Below are 19,817 nucleotides of genomic sequence, written 5' to 3' on the forward strand. Positions count from 1 at the left end.
GGTCAGTCTTTCCTGATGAGTGCTTTAGCGGCGACCGCGGGCAGGAAGCTGTGCGCCTCCGGAATGTGGGCGGCGCTGACGCGGCGGCGGAACACCCAGTACGTCCACGCCTGGTAGGCGATCACCAGCGGCAGCCCCACGCACGCCACGATGCTCATCAGACCGAGCGTGTAGTCCGAGGACGAGGCGTTGGCGATGGTGAGGTTGAAAGCGGGGTCAATGGTGGACGGCAGGACCACCGGGAACACAGCCCCGAAGATGGAGGCGGAGCCGCCCACCAGGAACACGCCGATTGCCAGGAAGGCCCGGCCTTCGTTTCCCTTCCGGGCCTGGGCCCATGCCACGGCCGCGGCAACCACCGCCACCCCGAGGACAACCAGCGTCCAGGCTTCACCGCTGAGGACCTGCACGCCGATGGCCCAGCCTGCCATCGGGAGGAGCAGGACGGGAAGCAGCCGCACAAACCACCGCCGCGCGCGGTGCCGGACGTCGCCGTCGGTCTTCAATGCCAGGAACGCCAAGGCGTGCAGCAGGGCAAAGCCAGCCACTGCCAGGCCCCCCAGCACCGCGTACCAGCTGAACCAGGCGAACGGCCCGCCGTCGCGGTCGCCGTTGGCGTCCAGCGGCAGTCCGGTGGTGGTCAGCCCCAGGGCGGCACCCACGCCGAAGGCGGCCAGGAAGGATCCGGCGGCGATCGCCCAGTCCCAGGTGTTGCGCCAGCGGTCGGTGTCCACCTTGCCGCGGTATTCGAACGCCACCGCCCGGAAGATCAGCGCGACAAGGACCAGCAGCAGCGGCAGGTACAGGGCGGAGAACAGGGAGGCGTACCAGAACGGGAAGGCCGCGAAGGTGGCGCCGCCGGCGGTGAGAAGCCAGACTTCGTTTCCATCCCAGACCGGCCCGATGGTGTTGAGGAGCACGCGGCGTTCGGTGTTGTTGCGGGCAAAGATCTTCATCAGCATCCCAACCCCAAGATCGAATCCCTCCAGGAAGAGGTAGCCGGTCCACAGGACGGCGATGGCAATGAACCAGATGGTTGGCAGCAGTTCCATGCTTTGTATCCTCGGGTCTTAGTAGGCGAAGGCCAGGACATCGTCGGAGGTTCCGGGCTTGTCCGGTCCGCCGTCGCGGGGTGTGGCGTCCTCGTTCTCGTCAACCGGCGCGTGGACCAGTTCGGGCATTGCCGAGGCGACGCCGCCCCGGACGTACTTCACGAGGAGTTTCACCTCCACCACGAGGAGCACTGCGTAGATCAGGGTGAGGACAATGAGGGACGTCAGGATTTCGCCAGCGGAAACCCCTGGCGAAACAGCCGCGGCCGTGAACATGAAGACCTGGTCGATGCCGTTGAGGTCGGGGTTGGGGGCCACAACGAAGGGCTGGCGGCCCATTTCCGTGAAGATCCAGCCCGCTGCGTTGGCACCGAAGGGAGCCAGGATGCCGAACACGGCCAGCCGCATTAGCCAGCGCGACTCGGGGACGGTCCCCTTGCGGGTCAGCCAGAGTGCCACCAGGGCGGCGAGGGCAGCCAGGCCGCCGAAGCCGATCATGGCCCGGAAGCCCCAGTAGGTGACCTCCATGACCGGCACGTACTCGACTTCCTGGCCGGCGCGGTCACCGTAGATGGGGTTGTCCGGCACGTGTGTGCCGTAGTCCGCCTTGTACTGCTCGATCAGGCTGTTGACGCCCTTGACCTCCGTGGTGAAGTCGCCCTTGGCGAGGTAGGACAGGATGCCCGGGACCTCGATCAGCGCCACGATGTCGTCGCAGTTGCGGGAGCCGACGTTGCCGACACTCAGGACGGAGAATCCCGTACCGTCGTGGCACGCGGCTTCGGCGGCGGCCATCTTCATGGGCTGCTGTTCGAACATCAGCTTGCCTTGCAGGTCTCCGGTGAGCGCGGTTCCGGCAAAGGAGATCATGGCGACGACGGCGCCGATCCGCAGGGACTTGATCCACACCGTGTAGTCGGTGCGGTCGCGGCCCGGGATCGCGGCCTCACCGGCGATGACCTTTCCGTCCGCCCCGACGGTGTCGATGCCGTCGCGGCGCCGGCGCCAGAGGTGGTACCAAGCGATGCCCAGCAGGAATCCCCCGGCCACGGCAAGCGCGCCGAAGAGGGTGTGGGGCACGGCCACCAGGGCGGTGTTGTTGGTGAACACGGCCCAGGCGTCGGTCATGACCGGGCGGCCGTCAATCATCGTGACGCCGACGGGGTGCTGCATCCAGCTGTTGGCCACGATGATGAAGTACGCGGAGAAGAAGGAGCCCACCACGGCGATCCAGAGGCAGGCGAGGTGGATGCCCTTCTTCAGCTGCTTCCAGCCGAAGATCCACAGGCCCAGGAAGGTCGACTCGACGAAGAAGGCGAGGAGCGCCTCGAGGGCCAGCGGGGCGCCGAAGACGTCACCCACGAACCGGCTGTATTCGCTCCAGGCCATGCCGAACTGGAACTCCTGGACGATGCCCGTGGCCACGCCCATGATGAAGTTGATGAGGAAGAGCTTTCCCCAGAACTTGGTCATCCGCAGATAGGCCGGGTTCCCGGTGCGGTACCAGACGGTCTGCATCACTGCGACGACCAGGCCCAGGCCGATTGTCAGCGGCACCATCATGAAGTGGTAGACGGTAGTGATTCCGAATTGCCAGCGTGCGATTTCCAAGGCGTCCAAGGCGGTCCCTACTTACGATTGGGTTTAGCTCTCCAGCGCTGTTTTCTACGCAACGTAGAACTTCAACTTCTACAGAGTGTAGAACACGGGGCGAACACTGTAAACACGGTTGCATGCACACCGGAGGAACGCAATCACCCGCGACGCGCCGAACGTTCTACCTCATGTAGAAACAAACGGCCAAACGCGATAGATTTGAAGTTGCAGTATTGGAATCACGGCACGGGCCGGGCAACCGGCCCTTAGCAGTGCGTTGTCAAAGGATGTACAGATGGCAAGTCTTGGGGAACTCGAACGCGCAGTCATGGACCTGCTATGGGCGGGCCACGAAGCAGCCACGGCCAACACGCTGCGGGATCTGCTTGCGCAGAGCACGGCAGCGCACGGCGGAGCAGCAGGGCATGAGGGCAAGGACCTGGCGGTCACCACCGTACTGACGGTCCTCTCGCGGCTCGAAAAGAAGGGCCTCGTGGAACGCGAACGCGGCACCCGGCCGCACCGCTACCAGGCTGTATCCAGCCGCGAAGACCACACCGCCGAACTCATGCACGAAGTGCTGGGATCCGCTCCGGACCGCGAGGCCGTGCTGGCCCGGTTCATCGGGTCGGTGACGGAAAGTGAAGCCGAGACGCTGCGCAAACTGCTTGGCCACAGCTAACACCTGATGTTCTGGACCTCATATTTTCTGGCGGTCCTGGCGATAGTACTGGCCTGGCCGGTACCTATCCTTCTTTCGCGTGCCCACTGGCCGGCGCGCGACCCCTTTACGGCCATGGTGCTGTGGCAGGCCATCGGCCTCGCCGGCGGGCTGTCCATGATCGGCGCCATGCTGGTTTACGGCCTCGAACCCGTCGGCGACAACCTCCTTGCGGGCCTGCGCGCCCTGGCAGACATGGTGCTGTTTGCAGCGCCCACCACGGCGCTGGGTTTTTGGCATCTCTTCGCGCTCTCCGCGGCGGCGCTGCTGACAGCACACCTCGTCTTCACGCTGCTGCTGACCTATTACAAGATTGAGCGCCAGCGCAGGCGGCACCGCGAGCTGCTGGCCCTCCTGGCCTCGCCGTCCGATGACGGGCCAGGCACGGTGGTCATCAACCACGATTCCCCGGTGGCGTACTGCCTGCCGGGCGGCGCCCGCTCCGTCACGGTGCTCTCTGACGGACTCATGGCGGCCCTTGAACCGGCGGAGCTGCGTGCCGTCCTGATCCACGAAAACGCGCACCTGACCCAGCGCCACCACCTGCTGCTGTGGGCCTTCGCCGCCTGGCGCCAGGCACTGCCCTGGCTGCCCACCACACGCCTTGCCCAGGAAGCCGTGAACTCCCTGATCGAAATGCTGGCGGACGACGTTGCCCTCAAGACGGAGAGCAAGGCGACGCTGATCAAGGCCATAGCCATCGTCGCCAGCGGTTCAGCAGCGCCCGCGGGGGCCGCCGTCGTGGAACCGGCCAATCTGGCCGGGGCAAGCCTGCAGTTGCCGGACGTTGCCGGAGGTGCCGGGCTGGCGAGCACGACGGCGTCACGCGTCAGCCGCCTTCTCTCACCCCGGCCGCCGCTCGCCGGAGGCCTCCGCGCAGCCGTACTTGCCGTATGCGCGCTGCTGCTGGCGATGCCCACCGCCCTGCTGATCGTCCCCGGCCTGCTGGGCTGAGCCTGCCTGCCGGGCCGGACCAGGGCGTCGATGGATTCGGCGCCGGCGCTTAGGCGTCGATCCGTTCGCGGTCCAGGCTGGACGCGCCGGCGATGATGAAGTCCTTGCGCGGCGCGACGTCCGATCCCATCAGCAGGTCGAAGGTGGCTTCCGCCTGCTGCGCGTTCTGGATGTTCACCTTGCGGAGCATGCGGTGCCGGGGGTCCATGGTGGTCTCCGCCAACTGTTCGGCGTCCATCTCGCCAAGGCCCTTGTAGCGCTGGATGGGTTCCTTGTACTTCCTGCCCTCGGCGGCGAGCTTCGCCAGCAGGGCGTGCAGTTCGGCCTCGGAATAGGTGTAGATCATCTCGTTGGCCTTTTGGCCGGGGTTGACGACTTCCACCCGGTGCAGCGGCGGGACGGCAGCGAACACGCGGCCCTCCTCCACCATGGGCCGCATGTAGCGGAAGAACAGGGTGAGCAGCAGTGTGCGGATGTGCGCGCCGTCGACGTCGGCGTCGGTCATCAGGATGACCTTCCCGTAGCGCGCTGCCTCGATCGCGAAGCTGCGTCCGGAGCCGGCCCCGACCACCTGGATGAGGGCCGCGCACTCGGCGTTGGAGAGCATGTCGCCCACGGAGGCCTTCTGGACGTTGAGGATCTTGCCCCGGATCGGCAGGAGTGCCTGGAAGTCGGAGGAGCGCGCCAGCTTCGCGGTGCCGAGGGCCGAGTCGCCCTCCACGATGAACAGTTCGGAGCGGGCGACGTCGTCCGTGCGGCAGTCCGCGAGCTTGGTGGGCATGGAGGACGACTCGAGCGCGGTCTTGCGGCGCTGAGTCTCCTTGTGGACACGGGCGGAGATGCGTGACTTCATCTCACTGACGATCTTTTCCAGCAGCAGCGCCGACTGGGCCTTGTCGTTGCGGTTGGAGGAGTTGAGCTTGGCTGCGATCTCCTTCTCCACTACCCGGGCCACGATGGCCTTGACCGCCGAGGTGCCGAGGATTTCCTTCGTCTGCCCCTCGAACTGCGGCTCGGCGAGGCGCACGGTCAGGACGGCGGTGAGTCCGGCGAAGATGTCGTCTTTCTCGATCTTGTCGTTGCCGGCCTTCAGTTTCCGAGCGTTGGCTTCCACGGTCTTCCGGAAGGTCTTCACGAGGGCCTGCTCGAAGCCGGCCTGGTGGGTGCCGCCCTTCGGCGTGGAGATGATGTTCACGAAGCTGCGGACAGAGGTGTCGTAGCCGATCCCCCAGCGCAGTGCGACGTCCACTTCGCAGTCGCGTTCCACTTCCGCGATCTTGCTGTGGCCCTTCTCGTCCAGCACAGGGACGGTTTCCTTGAACTTGCCGGAGCCGTGCAGGCGCCAAACGTCCGTGACCCCGGAGTCTGCGGCGAGGAATTCCACGAACTCGGAGATGCCGCCGTCGTGGTGGAACACTTCCTCGTGCGCTCCCAGTTCACCGGGCGTGCCGGGGAGCTTGCGCTCATCGCGGAGGGTGATTTTGAGGCCCGGGACGAGGAAGGAGGTCTGGCGGGCACGGGCGGTCAGTTCCTCGTAGGAGAACCGGGCATCCGCCGTAAAGATCTGGGTGTCCGCCCAGTAGCGGATGCGCGTTCCGGTGACGCCGCGCTTGGCCTTGCCGACCACGTCAAGGACGGAGTCCTCGACAAACGGTGCGAACGTGGCGGCCGGGCTGGGCCGGCCGTTGTCGTTGAAACGGCCTGGCTCGCCGCGACGGAACGACATCCTGTACGTCTTGCCACCCCGGTCCACCTCTGCGTCGAGGCGTGCCGAGAGCGCGTTGACGACGGAGGCGCCCACGCCGTGGAGGCCGCCGGAGGCGGTGTAGGAGCCGCCGCCGAACTTGCCGCCCGCGTGCAGTTTGGTGAAGACCACCTCGACGCCGGTGAGGCCGGTCTTTGGTTCGACGTCAACGGGAATGCCGCGGCCGTCGTCGTGGATCTCTACGGAGTTATCCGCGTGCAGGATGATCCTAATGTCGTGGCCGAAGCCGGCCAGCGCCTCGTCGACGGAGTTGTCAATGATTTCCCACAGGCAGTGCATGAGCCCGCGGGAGTCCGTGGATCCGATGTACATACCGGGGCGTTTGCGCACGGCCTCCAGCCCCTCCAGCACCGAAAGGTGGCGGGCGGTGTAATCAGAACTCGGTGCCACAGGTAGTGAACTCCTTTGAGGAACAGGCCGGATCGGCGTTAAAAGGCTCCCTCTAGCCTAGTCCTGCTGCCGCCAAACGCCGGACTGCCACTCCTGACACGGCGGCGAACTGCGGCGGTTCGTTACGCACACGTGATACGCGGACAGCGAAAGTGACCCATCCTTGCCATGATTTGGCAGCGAATGCTGGTTATATAGATGTACAGATCTACTAAGGAGGCCGACATGACAACAGCAGTTGCCGACCGCACGCTAACCGCAGCTGACCGATGTGACCGTTGCGGAGCGCAGGCATACGTCCGCGTTGCACTCGAGTCCTCCGGAGGTGAGCTGCTCTTCTGCGCCCACCATTCACGCGCTGTCGAAGCGACCCTTAGGCCGCTCAGCTCCGACTGGCACGATGAGACGGACCGGCTGCACGAAAAGGCACCGGTTCCGGTCGACTAGACAACAAAGCTCAAAGCCAGGGCCCCCGCGCGGGGCCCTGGCTTTTTCTTTACCTGGCGCTGCCCGGAAACACTTAAATGTCAGTCCCCCTCATCAGACTGTGTGTATGGATGGAATCGGGGTATCGGAGCAGGCTCTTGCGGCCGACGCGGGCGCCGGCACTCTGCCCGCGGCTGCTTTCCCTGGCGCCGCGGTTCTCCACGCCGACCCGTACAACGGGCTGCCGTATGACGATGATCTCGACGCCGCGTTTCCGGCATCCTTTCCTGAGGACCCCTTTCCCGAGGCTCTCTTTGCCGGCCGTCCTTTCGACGAGGACCTCTTTGACGACAGCGTTTTTAGCGGCAGCCCATTTGATGGCGGCGTTCCCTCCGGAGCCGCTACTTCCTGGCACGTTGCGGCCGCTACCCCTACAACTACCTCGGGTTCTTTTCTCCCGACTGCTGACCTCACCGCTGACAATGCCGGGCTGATCGACCAGATCCACGCGTACGAGGACGTCAAGTGCTGGGCTTCCGGGCAACAGGCACGGCTTTCGGTGGCCTTCGAAGCCCGTCACCGCCAGGATCACGCCGACCAGGCGCCACTGACCGCCGAGAACCTGGGCAAGGACCGCGATAAAGACAGGGACCTGGGCGCAGCCGAACAAATCGCGCTGGCCCGGCGCGAGTCCCCAAACCGGGGCGGCCGGCTGCTCGGCACAGCAAAAGCCCTGATGCAGATGCCCCACACCCTCGCCGCCCTGGACACCGGACAGCTCAACGAAGAGCGCGTCATGCACGTAGCCAAAGAGACCGACTGCCTGAGTCCGGCCGACCGGACTGCCGTTGACGAGGAACTCGCCGCGGACACCGGAACCTTCACCGGTGTCGGGACCCGGACCGTGATCGCCGCGGTCCGGGCCGCGGCCACCCGCAGGGACCCCCGTTCCGTGGCCCAACGGGCCAGTCATGCCGCGTCGGAACGGAGGGTGAGCCTGCGCCCGGCGCCGGACTGCATGACCTATCTGACGGCGCTGCTGCCTGTTCAGCAGGGCGTCGCCGTGTACTCGGCGCTGACCCGGCAGGCCGATTCCCTTCGGGCTGCCGGGGACCCGCGCTCCCGCGGCCAGATCAAGGCCGACACCCTGGTCGAGTGGACCACCGGGACCCCCGCCGGCATCACCGGCATCGAACTCAACCTCGTCATGACCGACCGGACCCTCCTCCAAGGCGACAGCGAACCCGCCCGGATACCCGGCTACGGCATCGTCCCCGGTGCCTGGGCACGCGATCTCATCACGCAGGGACAACATTCCGCCCAGTTCCAGCATCCGGGCCGGCCGGATCGCGGCCAGCCCGGCGAGGTCGATACAACCGCCGCGAAAGAGTTGAAGACCTGGATCCGGCGGCTCTACACCGCCCCCGGAACCGGTGACCTCGTCGCGATGGACTCACGAAGACGGCTCTTCCCGGCACCACTGCGACGCTTCATCCACATCCGCGACGACACCTGCCGCACCCCCTACTGCGACGCCCCAATCCGCCACCACGACCACATCACCCCCTGGCACGACGGCGGAACCACCACCCTCGCCAACGGCGCCGGACTGTGCGAAGCCTGCAACCACACCAAAGAACTGCCCGGCTGGAAAGCCCAACCCAGACCGGGTCCGAGGCACACCGTGGAGATCACTACGCCAACCGGCCACAGCTACCACTCCACCGCACCGCCGTTGCCTGGAAGCGGGCTATCGGGAACCGGTCCGGGTGGAACCAGTCACTCTGGATCCAGCGATCCCTGAACCAGATACCCCGGAACGGCCGGGCCCTGTCGCCCGAGTCGGGGTGACTGCTGACTGAGTACCCCAACGGGCTGGTTACTTTATCGAGTGTTGCCGACAGGCGACCCAGGTCATGGCTTGCGACCCTGGGACGAACTCCCGTGGCGCCAGGCACGGACACGCGCAGCTTTTCTGGGTTCGCGTGCCAGCACTAGGACACCCGGGCACGACAAAGGCCAGGCATTCCACCGGTTTTCCGGCGGATTGCCTGGCCTTTGTTCGCGTGTACTAGCCCAGCGTTTCCTAGTCCAGGTAGTCCCGCAGGACCTGCGACCGGGACGGGTGGCGGAGCTTGGACATGGTCTTGGATTCGATCTGGCGGATGCGCTCACGGGTAACGCCGTAGACCTTGCCGATTTCGTCTAAAGTCTTCGGCTGGCCATCCGTGAGGCCGAACCGCATGGCAACAACACCGGCTTCGCGCTCAGACAGGGTGTCCAGCACGGAGTGAAGCTGTTCCTGCAGCAGGGTGAAGCTCACTGCATCGGCAGGCACTACGGCTTCGGAGTCCTCGATGAGGTCACCGAACTCGGAGTCGCCGTCCTCGCCGAGCGGGGTGTGCAGCGAAATGGGCTCGCGGCCGTACTTCTGCACCTCGACGACCTTCTCGGGGGTCATGTCGAGCTCGAGCGCCAGCTCCTCGGGCGTGGGTTCGCGGCCCAGGTCCTGCAGCATCTGGCGCTGGACACGGGCCAGCTTGTTGATGACTTCCACCATGTGCACCGGGATGCGAATGGTGCGAGCCTGGTCCGCCATGGCACGGGTGATGGCCTGGCGGATCCACCAAGTGGCGTAGGTGGAGAACTTGAAGCCCTTGGTGTAGTCGAACTTCTCGACGGCACGGATGAGGCCGAGGTTGCCTTCCTGGATGAGGTCCAGAAACAGCATGCCGCGACCCGTGTAGCGCTTGGCCAGCGACACCACGAGGCGGAGGTTGGCCTCGAGGAGGTGGTTCTTGGCGCGCTTGCCGTCATGGATGATGAACTCAAGCTCGCGCTTGAACTTCGGGTCCATGGAACCGTCGTCGGCGGCGATCTTCTCTTCGGCGAACAGGCCGGCCTCGATGCGGAGCGCGAGGTCAACCTCCTGCTCGGCGTTGAGGAGGGCTACCTTGCCGATCTGCTTCAGGTAGTCCTTGACGGGGTCGGCGGTGGCGCCGGCAGACATGACCTGCTGGACAGGCGCGTCGTCGTCATCGGCGTCAGAGTAAACGAATCCCGAACCGGTAGGCGCTGCGGCTTCCTTGCCGGCCTCGTCGGGTTCATCGACCAGATCAGCGGTGTCGGGCTGCGCTTCGTCGAGGTCCTCCTCGGCTTCCGCGTCGTCATCGGTTGAGCGGCTTCCGGCAGCTTCGGCCGCAGCCTTGGCTCCGGGCTTCGGTCCGCGCTTCTTGGGCTCGGGCTTCCCAGCGGCACGGGTGGCGGGACGCTTGGCGCTGGATGCCGCCGGCTTCTCCTCGGCAGTTTCAACGGCCAGGGCGGCGGGTTCCTTCTTCGCGGAAGACGGGGTCACAGAAAACCTTTCTAGCGGCGGTCTGTGGAGTCACCTTCGGGCAACACCACTATGACCCTGTCAAGTCCGTGATCGACATCAGATGCATCCGACCGACAGAGCCACTAAGTAGAACTGCCGGGGCGGCCGCAATGTTCCCGTTTGGGATCCACTGCAAGCATTGATTCACGGACCCAACCGGGTCTAGGCCTCCATTGTCTCATGATTTTCCGTGCCAGGGGCCGACCGGGCCGTAATACACCCCGGGGTGGGGCGTGGCGGCTTCGCCAGGTCAGGCTCTAAGCAGCGTCCGCTCCGAATTTCTGCCACGCGGCCTCGCGGCGACCTGCCCAGCCGCAGATCGTCCCACGCCTGACCACCTCGGACAACAGCTCGGCCAGCCGGTATCCCGGACTCGCTTCCAGAGCCCGGGTCAGTGATGCATGCGCGAAGGAACCCCTCCCCCGGCACCATTCGATCCAGCCGGTCGCCGTTAGTGCCGCGGCCTGCGCCTCACCCCCGCCGCACGACAGCTCCACCATCAGGCCCTCCAGGCGTTTCAGCGTGTCCCAGTCCGGCACCGGTGGACTCAGGCCCAACAGGACTTCGCCATAGCCGGGCAAGGCATTCCGGCCGGAGCTGGAGACCGGCGCCTGCCCAGGACAACGGGTGGCAGTGCCCTGTTCGGAACGATCACCGCCCTGTTCTGTTCCGGGTACCGCGGACGCCTCGCGGGCGTCGCTTGCCGGGCCAGCAAGCCCGCTCGGAGACAGATGCGGTTCCGGCAGCGGCGGGCAGGACACGGGCGATCCTGCCCCCGCCGAGAAAATCCCAAAGGCTTCCGCCCCTGCAGCCGCTGCGGCGCGTCCCGCGGCCGCCATGACCAGGACGGCGTCGCGCCATGCCGGAACACGGAGGGACGCGCGCAGGAAGCCGGCGAGTTCCGGTTCAAGCCCGCGGCCCGAAACGCCTGAGAGTGGACGGGCCGCAAGTAGACCGGCTCCCCCCGGGACGGCTCCCCCGGGAACGGCTTCAGGCGAAACGGCTTCCAACGCTGCTGTCCAGGCGTCGAGGACCGCGTCGAACTGCGCCCGATGGGTCCCCTTACCGGCCAGGGCCAGAGTCCAGTCGCGTTCAGCTGCCGTGACAGCCGCATCCTCCGCTGCCGGCGTATTGGCATTCCCGGGTAGTGCATCCCCGGGAGGCGCGCCGACGCTGCTGCCCAGATACACCATTTCGGCATTGAGCCGGCTGTCACGGATCTCGGCAATGGGCCGGCCTGGCGGCGGGCAGCAGCTGCTGTCAGTGCAGTAGACGTTGCGCCAGTACTCGTCGCCGACGCGCCAGGCATCCCGCACCGGCATGCCGGCCAGGCCCAGCGCGCATTCCAGATCGGCGAGTAAGGGCCGAAAGGACCACGCCGTCGCACTTTCCCTGCCGTCGTCGTTAAGGCCGTCGGTAAAGAAGACCAGCAGTGTGCCGTCAGCTTCCTTATCCGCCAGAAGGTACTCCGCCACAGTCCTGGCGAACGCCTCCCGGCCGCGGCGTCCGCGGCCCTCCGGGAGGTCGACCCGAAGCGTCGCTCCGAGGCGCTTGCCCTGCATGGTCATGGCCACGAGGCTCTGCGAGGGCCAATACCCAAGGCTGTGCGGGATGTAGCCAAGAATGTCTTCGGGTCCGCTGATAGTGAGATGCTCCGGTGCTGTCATGAAAACAGCTTCCGCCGGCGGTCACCGCGTCCGCGATACCCGACCTGCGGTATGTGGAGACCTGCGGTATGTGGAGACCTGCGCTATGTGGACACCTGCGCTATGTGGACAACAGGCGCCTGCTGAGGAGCAGGGCCCCACGAGCAGTCCAGTGGCGCCGTCAGCGGGAACAGCGCCTAATCGCGGGAAGGAGTCCTGCGGCGGGCAATCCGTGCCCTACGCTGCTGGGCCATTGCCTGCAACAGCGGAGGCACCACCACGCCCTGGGCAGCCATCTGCCGGCGGACCTTGCGGCGGACCACCATCATGGCGGTGGAGCCGACGCCGAGGATCAGGAAGTGAACGCAGAGCGCGATGCGGAACGGTTCCAGGCCATAGAGCTCCCCGCGGGAAAAGCCCGTGGAGTTGAGGATGTCCAGGACGGCGCCGATCAGGTAGATGGCCATCAGCGCTGCGAAGAAGCCGCCCACGTTGACAATGCCCGTGGCGGTCCCGATCCGGTGGGCCGGGTTGAAGGTGCGGGCGAAGTCGAAGCCGATCATGGAGCCCGGGCCGCCGATGGCCAGCACCACGATGAGGACGGCCAGCAGCCACAGCGGTGACCGGCCGGGATACAGCAGCACAGCTGCCCAGGCTGCCGCGGTGGCAGCGACGAGGAGGAGGACCATGGTGGAGCGACGGAGGGGGTGCCGCGCGACAAAACGTCCGATCAGCGGCCCGGCCCCGATGGCGCCGGCCACGTAGAGGGACATGAGCGAGGCGACGGTGCCGGCGTCGAGCCCCTGCGCCGAAATCAGGAACGGGTAGCCCCAGGTCATCGCGAACACCGTGCCGCTGAACTGGATGGTGAAGTGGCTCCACATCCCCAGCCGCGTCCCCGGCTGCTTCCACGCACGCGACAGGGAAACTCCCGTGGCGCGCAGCCCCTTGGCTGCGTCCTGCTTGGGCGTACCGGGCGGCACGTCCTGCAGCATCAGGACCACCAGCACGACGGCGACACCGGAGAATCCCGCCAGCGCAAGGAACGCCGGGGTCCAGCCCGCGGTGTGCAGGATGAAGGCGAACGGCACCACGCTCAGCAACTGGCCGAGCTGTCCGGACATGCCGGTCAGCTGGGTCAGCAGCGGAACCCGGGCAGGCGCGAACCACAGCGGGATCAGCCGGATGACGGAGATGAAGGTCATGGCGTCGCCGGCACCCACGAGGACGCGGCCCAGCACACCTGCCGGAACACTGTCCGCAAATGCCAGCTGCAGCTGGCCGAGGCCCATCAGCAGGGCGCCCCCGGCAATCATGGCCCGGGAACCGAACCTGTCCACCAGCACGCCCACCGGGATCTGAAGTCCGGCGTACACCAGCAGCTGCAGCACCGTAAAAAAGGAGATGGCCGAGGCGCTGGCATGGAACCTCTCGGTGGCCTCCAGTCCGACCACACCAAACGACGTACGCTGCGTCACAGCCACGAGGTACGAGAAGATGCCAATGGACCAGATGAGCCAGGCGCGGGGTGCAGTCACCCTTTTATTATCCCCAGCGCCAGCAAAAATACTATTTAATTGGTCCGGTTTTGGCCCAGCAGTGACGAGTCTTATGCCTCCCAGTGACGGGGCTTACGGGGCGGGGTTCTCCCGGGCGAGGTAGGCCTCCACAGCGGCGCCCAGGGCGTCGCCGTCGGGCAGTTCATCGTTCTCGTTGGCGAGCAGGGACCGGCGCACCGTGCCCTCGGCCTTTTCGTCGTAGCGGGCCTCGAGCCGGGCCACCACCTGCTGGACTTCCTCGGAGGCCTCGATCTGCTCGGCAATCTGCCGGCCCACTTCGCGGCCTGACTCGCGCAGCCGGTCGGTCGGCAGCATCAGCGACGTGGCTGCCCCCAGGTACTCCAGCCCAGCCACAGCAGCGGTGGGGTACTCCGCCTCGGCCAGGTAGTGCGGCACGTGAATCACGTACCCGGCAACATTGCGGCCGGCGTCGGTCAGGCGGAGTTCCAGGACGTGCCCGACGGCGGCCGGCACTTCCACGGTCGGCTTCCAGGAGGAGATGCCTTCAATGAGCTCCGGCCGGTTGCCGTGCACAGTCACCCCGACCGGGCGGGTGTGGGGCACGGGCATGGGAATTGAGTGGATCCAGGTCACCAGGTTCACATCCAGTGCCTCGACGATCTGCACCACGGCACGGGCAAAACGTTCCCACTGCAGATCCGGCTCGAAACCGGCGAGGAACAGGAAGGGCTTGCCCAGCCCGTCAACCAGCCTGTACAGGGCGAGGGTGGGCGGCTGGTAGTCCTGCAGATGGTCCTCGACAAAGGTCACATGCGGGCGCCGGGACCGGTAATCCATCAGCTGGTCGGCGTCGAACACAGCCACACGTTCGGAGTCGAGTGTGTCCAGAAGCTCGTCCGTGATCTGCCGGACCACGTGGCCGGCATCGGCGAAACCGGTGAAGCCCATCACCAGGTTCAGCCCGCGGAGCTCAGGGTTATGGAACAGCCCAATGTTCTTGGCATAGAGCGCGTCGGGGTCCAGCAGCGAGCCGGAAATCCTTTCAAACACGGCGAGTTCCTTTCGTGGTCAGGGAGTTAATCTGCATAACGCCCGGCAGGGCGGCGTCATTCCTCAGGGCGCTGTGGCGCGGCTCTCAACCGGTCCGGGTCCCGGGGGCTTCCCCGTAGTTGCGGAACGAGAGACTACGATCGGAATTGGCTCTTTTGCCTGCGCTCCCTGCCCGAACAATCACAGAGAATTGAGGACCGATCCTCGTGGTCAAGAATACTGAAGTCAACCTTAGTGCCATTGCAAGGGACCTGAAGAAGGCGGCAAGCGACGCAGTGGTCATCGGCGTCGGACAGGGTACGGACGGCCCGTTCCTGCTGGAAAACCCATTGACGGCGAAGTCCGTCGAGGCACTGGCCGACTCCTTGAAGGTCCTCGGCATCACCGGCGCTCCGGACCAGGCGGTCCGCCTTCCCGGCCTTCCGGAAACGGGCCCCGGAATCCTGGTCCTGGCAGGCGTCGGCAAGGTCGACGCCGGAGGAAAGGTCTCGGGCGAGGCGCTGCGCCGCGCCGCCGGCTCCGCAGTCCGCCAGCTTGCCGGCCTGCCCTCGGTCACGCTGGCGTTCCCGACGGCGACTGTCGCCGATGTTGCCGCCATCGCCGAGGGTGCCGCGCTGGGCGCGTACTCCTTCACCGAATTCCGTTCCTCCAAGGACGGCCTCAAGGAACCCGTGGCCGACGTCGCGATCTTCACCGAACTGGCCGGCGACAAGGACCTGAACGCGGCACTTGACCGTGCGCGCCTGCTGGGCAAGGCCGTCAACGCCACCCGCTCACTCGTAAACCAGCCGCCGAGCCACCTCTACCCCGAGTCGTTCGCTGACGCCGCCAAGGACCTTTCCAAGGGACTGCCCGTCAAGGTCACGGTGTGGGACGAAAAGCGCCTGGAGAAGGAGGGCTTCGGCGGCATCATGGGCGTCGGCAAGGGCTCCGCCCGGCAGCCCCGGCTCGTCAAGGTGGAGTACTCCCCCGCCAAGGCCACCCGGAAAATCGCTCTGGTCGGCAAGGGCATCACCTTCGACACCGGCGGTATCTCCATTAAGCCGGCCCTCGGCATGGGCGACATGAAGAGCGACATGGCGGGAGCCGCCGTCGTGCTTAATACGGTGCTGGCCATCGCGGGCCTGGGACTGCCCGTCAAGGCAACCGCATGGCTGTGCATCGCCGAGAACATGCCCTCCGGGGCCGCGTCGCGTCCCGCGGACGTGCTGACCATGTTCGGTGGCAAGACGGTCGAAGTCCTTAACACCGACGCCGAAGGCCGGCTGGTCATGGCCGACGGCATCGTCGCGGCAAGCCAGGAGTACCCGGACGCCATCATCGACGTTGCCACCCTGACCGGCGCGCAGCTGATCGCGCTCGGGAACAGGACCGCGGGCATCATGGGCGCGGACAGCGTGACCGGCCCGCTGAAGGCAGCCGCGGACCGGGCTGGCGAGCTCGTGTGGCCCATGCCCCTGCCGGACGAGCTGCGGCCCAGCCTCGACTCCCAGGTGGCGGACATCGCCAACATCGGTGAGCGCCACGGCGGCATGATGACGGCGGCCGTGTTCCTGCGCGAGTTCGTAGGCAAGGACAAGGGCGGCCAGACCATCCCGTGGGCGCACATCGACATCGCCGGCCCGTCCTTCAACAACGGGGCGCCCTACGGCTATACGCCGAAGCAGGGCACCGGCTGCACCGTGCGCACGCTGGTGGCCTACGTCGAGGATCTCCTGGCCTGAGCCCGTATGCCGCGCGGCTGTGTGGCAGCGTGATCCGCTCGCCACACAGCCGCGTGACACTCGACACAAGCGCTCCACAAAAGCACCGGCAAGGTGGAGCATGGATAAGTGGTTCGCTAAGGTGAACCACAGTAGTCACAAATGAAAGGGAAATGGCCTGCTGGCATAATCACGGCAGAGCAATTTCCAAGACCAGATGATGCGTACTCTCGTGTCATCGTTCACGCGAGGGAGCGTCTAAGTGGCCGATCAGGCAACTGCGCAAGAATTCGACATCCTGGTACTCGGTGGTGGCAGCGGCGGGTACGCCACGGCTCTCCGGGCCGTTCAGCTTGGCTTCACCGTTGGCCTTGTGGAGAAGGGCAAGCTCGGCGGTACCTGCCTCCACAACGGCTGCATCCCCACCAAGGCGCTGCTGCACTCGGCCGAACTGGCAGACCACGCCCGCGACTCCGCCAAGTACGGCGTGAACGTCACCCTGGACAGCATCGACATCACGGCTGTCAACGCCTACAAAGACGGCATCATCGCCGGCAAGTTCAAGGGCCTGCAGGGCCTGATCAAGTCCAAGGGCATCACCGTCATCGAAGGTGAAGGCAAGCTGCAGGGCACCGACACCGTCGTCGTGAATGGCACGGCCTACAAGGGCAAGAACATCGTTCTCGCCACGGGTTCCTACTCCCGGTCGCTGCCGGGCCTGGAAATCGGCGGCAAGGTCATCACGTCCGACGAAGCACTCACCATGGACTACATCCCCAAGAGCGTCATCATCCTGGGCGGCGGCGTGATCGGCGTCGAGTTCGCTTCGGTCTGGAAGTCGTTCGGCGTCGACGTCACCATCGTTGAGGGCCTGCCGTCGCTGGTCCCGAACGAGGACGCAGCGATCGTCAAGAACTTTGAGCGTGCATTCAAGAAGCGCGGCATCAAGTTCTCCACCGGTGTCTTCTTCCAGGGCGTCGAACAGAACAACGACGGCGTCAAGGTCACCCTTGTTGACGGCAAGACCTTCGAAGCCGAACTGCTCCTCGTGGCCGTCGGCCGCGGCCCCGTGACCGCCAACCTGGGCTACGAAGAGGCCGGCATCACCATCGACCGCGGCTTCGTCATCACCAACGAACGCCTGCACACCGGCGTGGGCAACGTCTACGCCGTCGGCGACATTGTCCCCGGCGTCCAGCTCGCCCACCGCGGCTACCAGCAGGGCATCTTCGTGGCCGAGGAAATTGCCGGCCTGAAGCCCGTCATCGTCGAGGATGTCAACATCCCCAAGGTCACCTACTCCGAACCCGAGATCGCCACCGTCGGCTTCACCGAAAAGGCCGCGAAGGAGAAGTTCGGCGACGACCAGGTGGAAATCCAGGAGTACAACCTGGCCGGAAACGGCAAGAGCTCCATCCTCGGCACCGGCGGCCTCGTGAAGCTGGTCCGCCAGAAGGACGGCCCCGTGGTGGGCGTCCACATGCTCGGCTCACGTATGGGCGAGCAGATCGGCGAAGCACAGCTGATCGTGAACTGGGAAGCCTACCCGGAGGATGTGGCCCAGCTGCTGCACGCCCACCCGACCCAGAACGAGGCCCTGGGCGAGGCCAACCTTGCCCTCGCCGGCAAAGCCCTTCACGGCTAATTCGTTCCGCAAGACAACCAGGGCCTGGTGCACCCGGCTCGAACAGCAGCGTGCACCAGGCCCGAACAATGCAGCAATCATCCGCACTTTAGATCAATAAAGGAGAACGGGGACGACATGTCTGAATCCGTTAACTTGCCCGCCCTCGGTGAGAGCGTCACCGAAGGAACTGTCACCCGCTGGCTCAAGCAGGTAGGTGACCGGGTAGAGGTGGACGAACCGCTGCTCGAGGTTTCCACCGACAAAGTAGACACTGAAATCCCCTCTCCGATCGCCGGCGTCATCGAGGAAATCCTCGTCGCCGAAGATGAGACCGCTGAAGTTGGCGCCCCGCTGGTGCGCATCGGTGACGGCTCGGGCGGCGGCGCAGCCGCCGAAGAGGCGCCCGCCGCAGCAGCCCCGGCCGAGGAAGCACCGGCCGCAGCCCCCGCCGAAGAGGCACCCGCTGCAGCACCGGCCCAGGAAGCACCGGCAGCCGAGGCAGCACCCGCCGCCTCCGGCGAAGGCCACGAGGTCACTCTGCCGGCACTTGGCGAGAGCGTCACCGAAGGCACCGTCACCCGCTGGCTCAAGGCCATTGGCGACACCGTTGAAGTTGATGAGCCGCTGCTCGAGGTTTCCACCGACAAGGTGGACACCGAGATCCCGTCCCCCGTGGCCGGCACGCTGCAGGAAATCCGCGTCAACGAGGACGAGACCGCCGAGGTTGGCTCTGTCCTCGCCGTCATCGGCTCCGGCGCCGCTGCTCCTGCTGCAGCTCCCGAGAAGCCCGCCGAGGCTCCCGCCGCCCCCGCAGCGGAACAGCCCGCACCGGCAGCTGAGAAGCCCGCCGCCGCGCCTGCTCCGGCCCAGGAAGCAGCCCCCGCGCCGGCTCCCCAGGCAGCGCCCGCGCCCCAGGCTGCACCCGCACCGCAGGCCGCTCCGGCCGCAGGCGGCGAGTCCGGCTACGTCACTCCCCTGGTCCGCAAGCTCGCCAACCAGCACGGCGTGGACATCGCCTCCGTCTCCGGCACGGGCGTCGGCGGCCGCATCCGCAAGCAGGACGTCCTGGCCGCTGCTGAGTCCAAGGCCGCTCCGGCAGCCGCAGCGCAGGCAGCCCCTGCCGCAGCTTCCGCTGCTCCGTCGGCAGCAGCATCATCGCTGCGCGGCACCGTGAAGAAGGCGCCGCGTATCCGCCAGGTCATCGCCCGCCGCATGCGTGAGTCGCTGGATGTTTCCACCCAGCTGACCCAGGTGCACGAAGTGGACATGACCAAGGTGGCCAAGCTGCGGCTGAAGGCCAAGAACTCGTTCCAGGCCCAGAACGGCGTCAAGCTCACCTTCCTGCCCTTCATCGCCAAGGCCGTGGCCGAGGCACTCAAGCAGCACGCCACGCTCAACGCTGCGTACGACGAGGACAAGCAGGAAATCACGTACCACAACGCCGAGCACCTGGCGATCGCCGTGGACACGGACAAGGGCCTCCTGGTTCCGGTCATCTCCGACGCCGGAAGCCTGAACCTCGCGGGCCTCGCCGGCAAGATCGCCGACGTCGCGGACCGCACCCGCAACGGCAAGATCGGCCCGGACGAACTGTCCGGCGGTACGTTCAGCATCACCAACATCGGCTCCGTCGGCGCACTGTTCGACACCCCGATCATCAACCAGCCGCAGGTCGGCATCCTGGGCACCGGTGCGATCGTCAAGCGCCCCGTGGTGGTCCAGGACGAGAACGGTGACGACTCGATCGCCATCCGCTCCATGATGTACCTGTCCCTCACTTACGACCACCGCCTGGTGGACGGTGCGGACGCCGGTCGCTTCCTGCAGACGCTGAAGGCCCGCCTCGAAGAGGGCGCGTTCGAAGCGGACCTGGGACTGTAACCAACAGCCAACGACGACGGCGGTGCGGGCGCCGGTGGTATGCCACCGGCGTCCGCACCGCCGTCGTCTTTTGTTTGGTAAATCTGCGCCGCGAACCGCCGCCTCTCCTT

General features: G+C 66.1%; 14 protein-coding genes. 7 read left to right on the forward strand and 7 right to left on the reverse strand.

The window, feature by feature from the left end; all coding sequences use genetic code 11:
• Nucleotides 1–2 precede the first annotated feature (2 nt).
• Together cydB and J7I85_RS13930 are read right to left on the reverse strand one after the other, a co-directional pair.
• Nucleotides 3–1,052 (reverse strand): cytochrome d ubiquinol oxidase subunit II, encoded by a 1,050-nt coding sequence (cydB, locus tag J7I85_RS13925; RefSeq protein ID WP_214852589.1) that lies wholly within the window; start codon nt 1,050–1,052, stop codon nt 3–5.
• Nucleotides 1,053–1,070: 18 nt separating this feature from the next.
• Complete coding sequence (locus J7I85_RS13930) at nt 1,071–2,672, reverse strand: cytochrome ubiquinol oxidase subunit I (protein ID WP_214852590.1); 1,602 nt, start codon at nt 2,670–2,672, stop codon at nt 1,071–1,073.
• 271 nt (nt 2,673–2,943) lie between these two features.
• Between J7I85_RS13930 and J7I85_RS13935 the strand changes: the two genes are divergently transcribed.
• Entirely contained in the window at nt 2,944–3,330 is a 387-nt protein-coding gene (locus J7I85_RS13935) for a BlaI/MecI/CopY family transcriptional regulator (protein ID WP_190603345.1), read from the forward strand.
• Between the two features lie 6 nt (nt 3,331–3,336).
• The gene (locus J7I85_RS13940) at nt 3,337–4,323 is read left to right on the forward strand and encodes a M56 family metallopeptidase (protein ID WP_214852592.1); all 987 of its coding nucleotides are present in this window, start codon (nt 3,337–3,339) and stop codon (nt 4,321–4,323) included.
• 49 nt (nt 4,324–4,372) lie between these two features.
• On the opposite strand, the gene J7I85_RS13945 is transcribed toward J7I85_RS13940, so the two are convergent.
• Complete coding sequence (locus tag J7I85_RS13945) at nt 4,373–6,478, reverse strand: type IIA DNA topoisomerase subunit B (protein ID WP_214852594.1); 2,106 nt, start codon at nt 6,476–6,478, stop codon at nt 4,373–4,375.
• 225 nt (nt 6,479–6,703) lie between these two features.
• Between J7I85_RS13945 and J7I85_RS13950 the strand changes: the two genes are divergently transcribed.
• On the forward strand, nt 6,704–6,925 hold the full coding sequence (locus tag J7I85_RS13950; RefSeq protein ID WP_214852595.1) for a hypothetical protein: 222 nt from the start codon (nt 6,704–6,706) through the stop codon (nt 6,923–6,925).
• Nucleotides 6,926–7,031: 106 nt separating this feature from the next.
• A complete protein-coding gene (locus J7I85_RS13955; RefSeq protein WP_251024340.1) occupies nt 7,032–8,708 on the forward strand; it encodes an HNH endonuclease in 1,677 nt (558 codons plus the stop codon).
• A 282-nt stretch (nt 8,709–8,990) separates the two neighbouring features.
• Here the strand turns inward: J7I85_RS13955 and J7I85_RS13960 are convergent, their stop codons facing one another.
• The 4 genes from J7I85_RS13960 to J7I85_RS13975 all read right to left on the reverse strand — a co-directional run bounded on the left by J7I85_RS13960 (nt 8,991) and on the right by J7I85_RS13975 (nt 14,496).
• Complete coding sequence (locus J7I85_RS13960; protein ID WP_214852596.1) at nt 8,991–10,259, reverse strand: RNA polymerase sigma factor; 1,269 nt, start codon at nt 10,257–10,259, stop codon at nt 8,991–8,993.
• 278 nt (nt 10,260–10,537) lie between these two features.
• The gene (locus tag J7I85_RS13965; RefSeq protein ID WP_214852597.1) at nt 10,538–11,947 is read right to left on the reverse strand and encodes a DUF4192 family protein; all 1,410 of its coding nucleotides are present in this window, start codon (nt 11,945–11,947) and stop codon (nt 10,538–10,540) included.
• Nucleotides 11,948–12,123: 176 nt separating this feature from the next.
• Complete coding sequence (locus tag J7I85_RS13970) at nt 12,124–13,464, reverse strand: nitrate/nitrite transporter (RefSeq protein WP_214852598.1); 1,341 nt, start codon at nt 13,462–13,464, stop codon at nt 12,124–12,126.
• 93 nt (nt 13,465–13,557) lie between these two features.
• On the reverse strand, nt 13,558–14,496 hold the full coding sequence (locus J7I85_RS13975) for a proteasome assembly chaperone family protein (protein WP_190603358.1): 939 nt from the start codon (nt 14,494–14,496) through the stop codon (nt 13,558–13,560).
• A 206-nt stretch (nt 14,497–14,702) separates the two neighbouring features.
• Here J7I85_RS13975 and J7I85_RS13980 point away from each other — a divergent pair, with 206 nt between their 5' ends.
• The 3 genes from J7I85_RS13980 to sucB all read left to right on the forward strand — a co-directional run bounded on the left by J7I85_RS13980 (nt 14,703) and on the right by sucB (nt 19,707).
• Entirely contained in the window at nt 14,703–16,220 is a 1,518-nt protein-coding gene (locus J7I85_RS13980; protein ID WP_214852599.1) for a leucyl aminopeptidase, read from the forward strand.
• 241 nt (nt 16,221–16,461) lie between these two features.
• Nucleotides 16,462–17,844 (forward strand): dihydrolipoyl dehydrogenase, encoded by a 1,383-nt coding sequence (gene lpdA / locus J7I85_RS13985; protein ID WP_214852600.1) that lies wholly within the window; start codon nt 16,462–16,464, stop codon nt 17,842–17,844.
• A gap of 117 nt (nt 17,845–17,961) precedes the next feature.
• Nucleotides 17,962–19,707 (forward strand): 2-oxoglutarate dehydrogenase, E2 component, dihydrolipoamide succinyltransferase, encoded by a 1,746-nt coding sequence (gene sucB, locus J7I85_RS13990; protein ID WP_214852601.1) that lies wholly within the window; start codon nt 17,962–17,964, stop codon nt 19,705–19,707.
• Nucleotides 19,708–19,817 lie beyond the last annotated feature (110 nt).

The organism is Arthrobacter sp. ISL-65, assembly GCF_018613795.1.
Classification (GTDB): domain Bacteria; phylum Actinomycetota; class Actinomycetes; order Actinomycetales; family Micrococcaceae; genus Arthrobacter.